Annotated in this window: 7 protein-coding genes; 3 read left to right on the forward strand and 4 right to left on the reverse strand. The window is 63.2% G+C overall.

What is annotated here, in order from left to right; all coding sequences use genetic code 11:
• Nucleotides 1–2,262, reverse strand: a 2,262-nt coding sequence (locus ACH2EI_RS13545) for a class I tRNA ligase family protein (protein WP_395160392.1), incomplete at its 3' end; no start/stop codon positions are given.
• Nucleotides 2,263–2,309: 47 nt separating this feature from the next.
• Entirely contained in the window at nucleotides 2,310–3,593 is a 1,284-nt protein-coding gene (locus ACH2EI_RS13550) for a cytochrome P450 (RefSeq protein ID WP_395154180.1), read from the reverse strand.
• A gap of 92 nt (nucleotides 3,594–3,685) precedes the next feature.
• Here ACH2EI_RS13550 and ACH2EI_RS13555 point away from each other — a divergent pair, with 92 nt between their 5' ends.
• The 3 genes from ACH2EI_RS13555 to ACH2EI_RS13565 all read left to right on the forward strand — a co-directional run bounded on the left by ACH2EI_RS13555 (nucleotide 3,686) and on the right by ACH2EI_RS13565 (nucleotide 6,474).
• The gene (locus ACH2EI_RS13555; RefSeq protein WP_395154181.1) at nucleotides 3,686–4,249 is read left to right on the forward strand and encodes a DUF1269 domain-containing protein; all 564 of its coding nucleotides are present in this window, start codon (nucleotides 3,686–3,688) and stop codon (nucleotides 4,247–4,249) included.
• 30 nt (nucleotides 4,250–4,279) lie between these two features.
• A complete protein-coding gene (locus ACH2EI_RS13560) occupies nucleotides 4,280–4,600 on the forward strand; it encodes a hypothetical protein (protein ID WP_395154182.1) in 321 nt (106 codons plus the stop codon).
• A gap of 149 nt (nucleotides 4,601–4,749) precedes the next feature.
• Nucleotides 4,750–6,474 carry an AMP-binding protein gene (locus ACH2EI_RS13565; protein WP_395154183.1) on the forward strand — a complete coding sequence of 575 codons (1,725 nt, stop codon included), beginning with the start codon at nucleotides 4,750–4,752 and terminating at the stop codon, nucleotides 6,472–6,474.
• Here ACH2EI_RS13565 and ACH2EI_RS13570 read toward each other — a convergent pair.
• The gene (locus ACH2EI_RS13570; RefSeq protein WP_395154184.1) at nucleotides 6,460–7,713 is read right to left on the reverse strand and encodes an MFS transporter; all 1,254 of its coding nucleotides are present in this window, start codon (nucleotides 7,711–7,713) and stop codon (nucleotides 6,460–6,462) included. The two genes, ACH2EI_RS13565 and ACH2EI_RS13570, sit on opposite strands and share 15 nt — an antisense overlap.
• An 82-nt stretch (nucleotides 7,714–7,795) precedes the next feature.
• On the reverse strand, nucleotides 7,796–9,166 hold the full coding sequence (locus ACH2EI_RS13575) for an FAD-dependent oxidoreductase (RefSeq protein WP_395154185.1): 1,371 nt from the start codon (nucleotides 9,164–9,166) through the stop codon (nucleotides 7,796–7,798).
• Between the last annotated feature and the right edge of the window lie 216 nt (nucleotides 9,167–9,382).

Consider the following 9,382-nt stretch of genomic DNA (forward strand, 5'->3'; position numbering starts at 1 on the left):
GGCGCCGTAGGCCTCGTACATCTCGTCGGGTGACACAGCGTTCTTGAGGCTCTTGCCCATTTTGCCGTACTCACGCTTAACCGGTTCGCCGTTGTGGGTCCAGCCGTCGTCGGGATTCCCTTCGACTTCGGAAGCCTCGACGTATATCTCACGCTCGTCTTTGAAGGCGTATGCCTGGATGTAGCCCTGGTTGAACAGGCGTGCGTACGGCTCGACGGAGCTGACGTGGCCGAGGTCGAACAAAACCTTGTGCCAGAAACGGGCGTACAGCAGGTGCAGCACGGCGTGCTCAACACCGCCCACGTAGAGGTCGATGCCACCGGGATGATCGGGCCGCACGTCGGTGCGCGGGCCCATCCAGTATTCCTCGTTCTCGACGGCACAGAACCGGTCGTCATTGAGCGGATCGATGTAACGCATCTGATACCAGCACGAGCCAGCCCACTGCGGCATCACGTTGCTGTCGCGGCGGTAGGTCTGCATGCCGTCGCCCAGGTCGAGTTCGACGTTCATCCAGTCGTCGAGGCGGTCCAGCGGGCTCTCAGGGTTAGACATGGCGTCGTCAGCGTCAAACGTGCGCGGGGCGAATTGATCGGTCTCGGGCAGCTCGACCGGCAGCATTGAGTCGGGGATGCTGTGCGGATTACCGTCGGCGTCGTAGACGATCGGGAAGGGCTCGCCCCAGTAACGCTGGCGGCTGAACAGCCAGTCGCGAAGCTTGTAATTGACAGTGGCCTCACCGGCACCAGCCCGCTCGAGCCAAGCGTTCATCACGGCGATGCCTTCGACCTTGTTGACGAGCCCGTCCAGTTGCAGATGCTCATTCGTGCTGTTCACGTACGGGGCATCGCCGACGAACGCTTCGGGCCACTGGCGGGTGTCGAGCGTGACGTCGAGGCCACGCTCTGCGAACCAAGATGCTGGCGGCTCTTGGATAGCTGGGATCGGCAAATCGAACTTGCGGGCGAACTCGAAGTCACGAGTGTCGCCGCACGGGACAGCCATGATCGCGCCGGTGCCGTAGCCCATCAGGACGTAGTCGGCAATCCAGATCGGCACCGGCTCACCGTTCACCGGGTTGGTCGCGTACGCGCCGGTGAACACGCCGGTCTTCTCGCGCGTGTCGTCCTGCAGCTCGAATTCCTTCTTGCCTTCCGCCTGTGTCCGATAGGCCGCAATTTGTTCGGTTATTCCGGGCGTACGAGCCGGATCGGCGAGTTGATCGACGAACGGATGCTCGGGGGAGAGGACCATGAAGGAGGCCCCGAACAATGTGTCGGGCCGTGTGGTGAACACGCTGATCGGCCCGGCCTCGGAGGCGAAGTCGACCTTGGCGCCGTTGCTGCGCCCAATCCAGTTGCGCTGCATCGCCTTGATCGCATCGGTCCAGTCGAGCAGTTCGAGGTCGTCGATCAGACGGTCGGCGTACGTGGTGATCCGCATCATCCACTGGCGCATGTTGCGCTTGAACACGGGGAAGTTGCCGCGATCGGAGCGGCCGTCAGCGGTGACTTCTTCGTTGGCGACGACGGTGCCCAGGCCCGGGCACCAGTTGACGGGCGCTTCGGAGATGTAGGCGAGGCGGTGGTCGTCGATGATCACATTGCGTTGGCCAGACGAGAGGTCAGCCCACGGTGAGCCGTCGGGTGTGTCGCGCTCGCCGGACTCGAACATTTCGATCAGTTCGCTGATCGGGCGCGCGCCATCGACATCAGGGGAGTCGTCGTACCACGCATTGAATACCTGGCTGAAGATCCACTGTGTCCAGCGGTAAAACTCGGGATCGGTGGTCGATACCGAGCGTCGCATGTCGTGGCTCAGACCGAGTCGGCGCAGTTGGCGTCGCATGTTGGCGATGTTCTCGTTGGTCGTGATCGCGGGGTGCTGGCCGGTCTGTACGGCGTACTGCTCGGCAGGCAGGCCGAAGGCATCGAAGCCCATTGTGTAGAGGACGTTGTGGCCCGTCATCCGTTTGAAGCGGGAGTAGACGTCGGTGCCGATGAATCCGAGCGGGTGGCCGACGTGGAGGCCGACGCCCGACGGGTACGGGAACATGTCCTGGACAAACACCTTCTCGCCGAGTGGCTCGTTGCGGTCGGGATCAGCGAGCGCTCCAACGGGGTTGGGCGTGTGGAACGTGCCGTTTTCGGCCCAGAAGTCCTGCCAACCGACTTCGATGTCCTGCGCAAGCGCCGACGTGTACCGATGTTCCGGAGTGTCGATGCTGGAGCCCGATTGGCTGTCGATGTCGGTGTCGCTCATACGGCCCCAGATCCTACGGGCTGTGCTCCCCACGAACCCCGACCGGTTTAGCCTCGGGTATCGCAACTCATTGTTTTGATGCCGTTGATGAAGCCGCTGACCAATCGGTTGGGTTCGCCCGTGATCGCAATGTCGGGGATCTGGGTGAAGATCTCGTCGAACATCACCTGGATTTCGCGGCGAGCAAGATTCGCGCCGAGGCAGAAGTGCGGGCCGCCAGCCCCGTAGCCCTCCTGCTCCTTGCTGTTGGCACGGTTGATGTCGAAGGCGTGGCCGTCGGTGAAGACGTTCTCGTCACGGTTGCCCGACCAGTACCACATGACGACCTTCTCGCCTTCGCGAATCATCGTGTTGCCAACCTGGATGTCGTAGTTCGCCCTCCGGCGCATGTGGAGGACCGGCGACGCCCAGCGGACGATCTCTTCGGCGGCCGGCATCGACATCTCGGCGTAGTTGTTGCGGAGCTGCGCCTTCTGATCGGGGTGATGGTGGAGCTGATGCATGCCCCACGAAATTGCGTTGCGGGTGGTCTCATTGCCGGCCACTGCGAGCAGGATGAAGAAAGAGCCAAACTCGGCAGCCGTGAGTCGCTCGCCGTCGACTTCGGCGTGCATCAAAATTGATGCGATGTCGTCGGTTGGGTTCTTGAGTCGCGCTTCGCCGAGGGCCTGTGCGTAGTCGAACATCCCAGCGGCTCCGAGAATCAACTCGTGCAAGTCCATCGTGAAGTCGGGGTCGCCGGCGCCGAGGATGAGGTTGGTCCAATCAAAGATCTGTTGTTCGTCTTCGGGCGGCACGCCGAGCATGTCGCAGATCACGCCGAGGGGGAGTGGTGCCGCCAACTGCCCGACGAAGTCGCACTCACCCATTTCTTTCGCTTCGGCAACGAGCTTGCGGGCACGTTCGCGCACCGACTCTTCGATGCGCGCGACGGTTTTCGGGGTGAAGCCCTTCTGGACGAGCATGCGCATCTTGGCGTGACGCGGGTCGTCCAAGACGATCATCGATCCGAAAAACTCGAGTGTCTCGGGCGCCGACTCACCAAGCGTGATGCCGGCTGCTGACGAGAAGGCGTGGGGCGTCCGATTGATTTGGCGAATGTCGTCGTAGCTGACGGCCGACCAGAACCCGGGCCCTGCCGTGCCGCCTTCGATGACCGAGAGTTCCTCATGGAAACACATGCCAGCGCCCTCGGTGTTCTCGTGGCGTAGTTGGGCGAAGGCCGCGTTTCGCTCGTCGAGCGACTTCATCCAGAAGTCGTTGTGCCCGAGCAGGATGGGTTGTCCGGCACCGGGGCCATTGTCGAGCGAGAGGGTGCGAAAGTCAGGCATCAGGCCATCATTGCCGCTCGGGTGGACGAACGAAGTTGTCAGAGCCAGCCGGCGAGGTTTGATTGCAGCAATCCGTGGGTCAGACTCACAGTGTGAGTGACTTTCAGCCACCAGATCCGAGTCTCCGAGCGAATTCTGACATCGACCTCGATCCCGATGCTCCGGTGATCATCGGCGTCGCCCTCAGCACGCCGCTCCGGGCGCAGGAGTTCCTGCTCGCCATGAATGGCCTGCGCGTCAGTGGGGCACTGAAACTGAAGGACGCCGTCATCGTGTCGAAGAAAGACGGCAAGGTGAATGTCGTCGAGACAATCGATCCGACGCCCGGTAAGGCCGCCGCGTCTGGTGCCATGTGGACCGGGCTACTCGGTCTGATTATCGGCGGCCCGATCGGATGGCTCGCAGGCATGGGAGTCGGCGCCGGTGTCGGCGCGGTCACCGCCAAGGTAGTCGACCTTGGGATTCCGGACGAGTGGGTCGGCTGGTTCAAGCAGGCCGTCCACGACGGCACAACCGCAGTCGTGATCCTCGCAGAACACGTCCACGTCGGTGAGCTCGCCGCAGAGGCAGCACGGTTCCAGGGGGCCGAATTGCTGTACACGACGCTGCCGCCAGAGAGCATCACGCAACTGTCGGAAGCGTTTGCTGCGAACTGACCCTGGCCACCGGGCACCTACGATGCCGATATGGCACTCGACATTGTGTGTCCGACATGCGAGTCGGACGAGCACCTCAACGGCGAGCCCGTGGGCGACGGCCTCTTGCGGCTCACCTGTGCCGCGTGCAGGGGGCAGTGGACTCGCGATCCGCGGCCAAAGTGCCCGATCTGTCGTGGCGACGACTTGTACCACCTCCCGCAGGTGATCCTCGAGAAGTCACGTGGCACCCAGATGTCGATCCAGGGCATCCACCTCGAATACGGCTGCCATCAGTGCCAGCCCAAGGAAGTCAAGGTGCGGGGAGGCTCCATGCACCACCTCCCTGGGCGGCTCAACGGCAGCCAATAAGACAGTCCGTCACACTCCTGTCACGTTCCGGTCTGACCGGAGCGTGACAAGAACGTCACACTTTGGTCTGACCGGAGCGTGACAGGAGCGTGACCGGAGAGCGTCGTTGGCTGGAGCGCGCTGGCACTGACGTTGTACCGTCTCGGACCATGGTTGACGTCGACTCCACGATCACTCGTTTGGAAGCTGCTGCCGATCTCGGCACGGGTGTCCGCTTCGTCGGCAAGTCCGTCCTGAGCGGTGACCTCGACGCAGACGGTCGGCCTGCGCTCGTTACGTGGCGGGAAATTCACGACGACGCTCGCGCCGTCGGCGCAGCGTTACAGGCGAAGGGCTTGGTGCCCGGGGACCACGTTGCTGTGCTCGGCCCGACCAGTCGAGCGTTGATGACCATTGTGCGCGGCTGCTGGCTGGCCGGGATTGCTTCGATGGTGCTTCCACTGCCGATGCGCATGGGCTCGCTCGATGCGTTCGTCGACAGCACCCGCGGCCGCATCCGACACGGCGACGCGAAGCTTGTCTTGATCGACGCCATGCTTGCCGACTTCTACACCGCAGCCGAGGGTGACCCGCCGATCGAACCGATGGCGTCCGTTCTGCCGGGTGCACCGAACGTGCCGACGGGCGATGCGCTTGAACTGCCAGATCACGACCCCGAGCGTCTGGTCATTCTTCAGTACACCAGTGGGTCGACGAGCGAACCGAAGGGTGTGATGATCCCTGATCGGGTGCTGTCGGCGAACGTCGACGCGACCCTCCAAGCGGCGGAGATTCAGCCCGACGAAACAATGATGTCGTGGCTGCCGCTGTACCACGACATGGGTCTCGTCGGCTTCCTCGCCATCCCAATGACCAAGGGCGTCAACCTGGTTCAGGCTGCCCCGCAAGACTTCTTGGCGCATCCGGGTAACTGGATGCAGTGGCTCAGTGATTACAAGTGCACCGCGACTGCCGGCCCAAACTTCTCGTGGGTGCTTGCGACTCGTGCGCTGAAGCGGATGGACGGGCTCGATCTGTCGCACCTCACCCTGGCGCTCTCGGGCGCCGAACCCGTCGACCCGAAGGCGGTCGTCGCATTCGTTGCCGAAGCTGCACGCTTTGGCTTCCCTGCGGGCGGAGTCTTCCCGGCGTTCGGCATGGCCGAGGTCGCGATCGCTGGTTCGTTCCCGAAGCGCGGACGTGGCTTGCGAACCGACACGGTTGATCGCGTCATCCTTGAGACCCAGCGTGTCGCCAAGCCGATCGAGGTCACGGACCCCGACGAGTACGCCGTCCTCGCCCGCGAGTTCCCCCTGCTCGGTACCGCGGTGCCGGGCTTAGAGATGAAGGTGGTCGATCCCGACACGTTCGAAGAGTTGCCTGAACGGCACGTCGGTGAGCTCCTGCTGCGCGGCACTTCGGTCACGCCGGGCTACTACAAGCGAGAAGATGCTACTGCGGCGCTCTTCCACGACGGCTGGCTGTGTACTGGTGACCTCGCCTACCTCCTCGATGGCGAACTCGTCATGTGTGGCCGCATCAAGGACGTGATCATCGTCGGCGGGCGCAATGTGTTCCCTGAAGACATCGAGCGCGCTGTCGGGCCGCTCGATGGCGTGCGCGCCGGCAACGTCATCGCCTTTGGCATGGACGGGTACAAGGGCAAGGAGAGCGTCGTCGTCGTGGCCGAAGTACGCCTGACCGAGAGCTCCGGTGATCTGTCTGACATTCGTGCCCGGATCCACGAACGGACACTCGAGGTGAGCGGCCTGCCGCCGCGCGACATCATGCTCGTCAATCCTGGGACTCTCCCGAAGACCAGTAGCGGCAAGCTACAGCGCAGCAAGTGCAAGACCGAATATCTCGACGAAGAACTCGAGTTACTCGAGAGCTGACGACGCGGCCGGAGCTTCTGCAATGTGGCGGAGTTCGCGCCAGATCGCGGCGAGCAGGACGGCGCTGATCGCGAAGGCAAACCAGTACGCGCTCGCCACGCCCCAGACGCTGGAGATGAGGCCGCCGAGTCCAGCGCCAAGAGCGATGCCGCCCTGCACGGCAACGAGGTAGACACTGCCGATCCGGCCCTGCAACACTTCGGGCACGGCGCGGTGGCGCACCGTGGTCGACGTCGTTCCCCACATTGCCGCGTGAATGCCGAACACGAAAAACATTGCCATGGCGATCCAGGCCACCGTCGTGACAGCGAAGACCAGGTAGGTCAATGTCTCAATAACGAGGCCGATGCGCATGATCCAAACCATGCCGACGGCACGTTCGGTTCGGACGTACAAAATCGACCCGACGACACCACCCGCAGCGCTCGCGCTCGTCAGCAATCCGAAGCCGAGCTCGCCAAGCCCAAGTCGTTCGATGGAGAGCAGCACGAGCAATGCGATCAGCGCACCGAAGGCAAGGTTGAACGTGAAGATTGTGATGGTCAGCGTGCGCATTGGCCGGTGGGCCCAGAGCCATTGGGTGCCCTCGCGAATCTCTCGATGGACGCTTCGTGTCTGGGATGACGCTGTCGGGTCAGGTAGCACCGGCCGCCTGGCTGCGATACGGGAAACGAGTACTGCAGCCAAGGCCATCGCAGCGGCTTGTGATCCGAACGGGATGGCCGAGCCGACCGTGAACAGCGCGGCGCCCAATGCGGGGCCGACAAGCTGGTTGAGCGTCATCATGCCGAAGAACAACCGGGAGTTGGCGACGCCGAGGTCGTCGCTGGTGACGATCATCGGCAGCAGCGTTCCGGTGCTGATGTCAACGAAGACCTCTGCGGTCGCGAGCACGAACAGCGCAGCGAGCACAACGGTGACGTCGACCCTGTCCACGACGATTGTTGCGGTGAGACTGGCGAGCACGATGACGCGAACGGCGTTGCCGATCACGATCAGCCGACGTCGGTCGACTCGGTCTGCGAGGACCCCTGCATACAAGCCAATGAAGAGCCACGGTGTCCGTTGAGCGAGCGCGGCGAGAGAAATCAGGAACGGATCACGCGTCTGCGATGCAATGAGCAGCGGAGCGGCAGCGAGAGCGACACCATCGCCGATGTTCGACACCCAGGACGAACCGAGCAGCCAGCGAAATGACCGACCCAACCGGGGCGGTGCGATGAGATCGATGGCGCCCACGTCGCCCGATGGTACGGACCTTGCGACCCGACGCTGCGGTCGGGTGCTTTGCGAGCGATTTCGTTGTGCCGCTTCGCGTCGATCAGTGAATCCGGACGCCTTGGCGCGTGAGTTCGGCCTGGACCTCAACGATGTCGACGTCGGCGACCGAGGTGTTGGTTGCGACGGAGATCGCCGCTGCGACACCAGCTCCCTGGCCGCTCACTGCACAGCACATCATGTTGCGGACGGCTGCGTGGCTGACTTTGTCGCCGCCGATTGAGCGGCCGGCCACGAGCAGATTCTCGACGCCCTTGGGGAGCATTGCCCGATAGGGCACCTGGAAGTAGCGGCCGGTAGTCGGCAGGATCAGAATGCCGTACCCGTCGATGAACTCGGGGAAGATGCCGATGCTGTCGTCGAACCGGCCCTCACCCCGGACGTCCTCGTCGGTCATGTTGTAGACCGCGTCGATTTTGCGGGTTTCACGAATGCCCACGCTCATCCCGAAGTTGCGGATCTTGGCTCGCTCGCAACCAGGGGTGAACTCGGTGAGTGCCGCGGCAGCCATGACTGCCTGGCGCCGGCCCTCGATTTCCGCAGCGGTCAAGCTCTCGACGTCGGTCCCGTCGACGTTGGGAAGGTGCACGAGGTTGAGATAGGTCAGGTCGCCCTGATCAGAGATTGCGCCCCACGTGCCACCGATCGTGGTCAGATCGGCAGGGATAGCGCCGGCTTCCATGGCCTGTTCGAATGGCTTGCGAAGAAAGGGCGAGAACATCTCGTCTTCCTTGCCGCTTGTTTCGATCGTCCACTCGCCGCCTGACCAGTCGGCATACGTCTGGGGGTCAGCGGCCACGCCAGCGAGAAAGGCCTGCTTGTCGACGCCTGAGAGGTGGAACATCACCGACGCAGCCATCAATTCTTCGGATGGCGCCTGGTGGACCGGTGCACCCGCTCGGGCGGCGATGTCGGCGTCGCCGGTTGCGTCGATGATCCGCTTGCCGAGGACGGCGTGGCGGCCGGACTTGCTTTCAATGATCACGCCTCGCAACACCTCGCCGTCCATCACGGGAGCGACGACGGTTGCGTGCAAAATCGGGTGGATTCCGGCCTCTTGCACGAGCACGTCGGCGACGTACTTGAACAGTTCGCCATCGAGTGCGTGGCTGTTTGACTGTGGCTCGGGCTGGGCGGCGCCCATTGCCTTTGCTCGCTCCTCGAACTCGATGCCGATGCCTTCGGTGTCGACCGTGTCCTCGTGGCGGTACCACGCGAATCCTTCGACGCCCACGGCGGTGATGTTGCCGCCGAAGCAGCCGTGCCGTTCGAGCAGCACGACGCTCACGCCGGCACGAGCAGCGCCGAGCGCTGCAGCGAGCCCGGCCGGTCCGCTGCCGACGACCACGACATCGGCTGTTGCGAGCACCGCTGTCTCGCGTGCCGGTTCGGTGATTATTCCCTGATCGGACATCGCTGCCACTGTAGATCTGCCAGGCCACCTGAGCCTGCGCCAGCGTCACACTCACCCTCTGAAACCAAGCAGACCAAAGTGTGACAAAACAGGTCGCGACGTAGATCAGGCGGTGATGGTGCTGTCACACTTTGGTCTGACCGGAGCGTGACAGAACAGGTCGGCAACGGGTTGGGTGATGGCGGGTGCTGGTTCAGGCGTTGATGATTGGGGACA

This window comes from Ilumatobacter sp. (assembly GCF_041688325.1).
Taxonomy (GTDB): Bacteria; Actinomycetota; Acidimicrobiia; order Acidimicrobiales; family Ilumatobacteraceae; genus Ilumatobacter_A.

Coding starts and splice junctions, on each gene's coding strand:
- ACH2EI_RS13550 (WP_395154180.1), bottom strand. CDS start 3,593: ATGCCTGACTTTCGCACCCTCTCGCTCGACAATGGCCCCGGTGCCGGA.
- ACH2EI_RS13560 (WP_395154182.1), top strand. CDS start 4,280: ATGGCACTCGACATTGTGTGTCCGACATGCGAGTCGGACGAGCACCTC.
- ACH2EI_RS13565 (WP_395154183.1), top strand. CDS start 4,750: ATGGTTGACGTCGACTCCACGATCACTCGTTTGGAAGCTGCTGCCGAT.
- ACH2EI_RS13575 (WP_395154185.1), bottom strand. CDS start 9,166: ATGTCCGATCAGGGAATAATCACCGAACCGGCACGCGAGACAGCGGTG.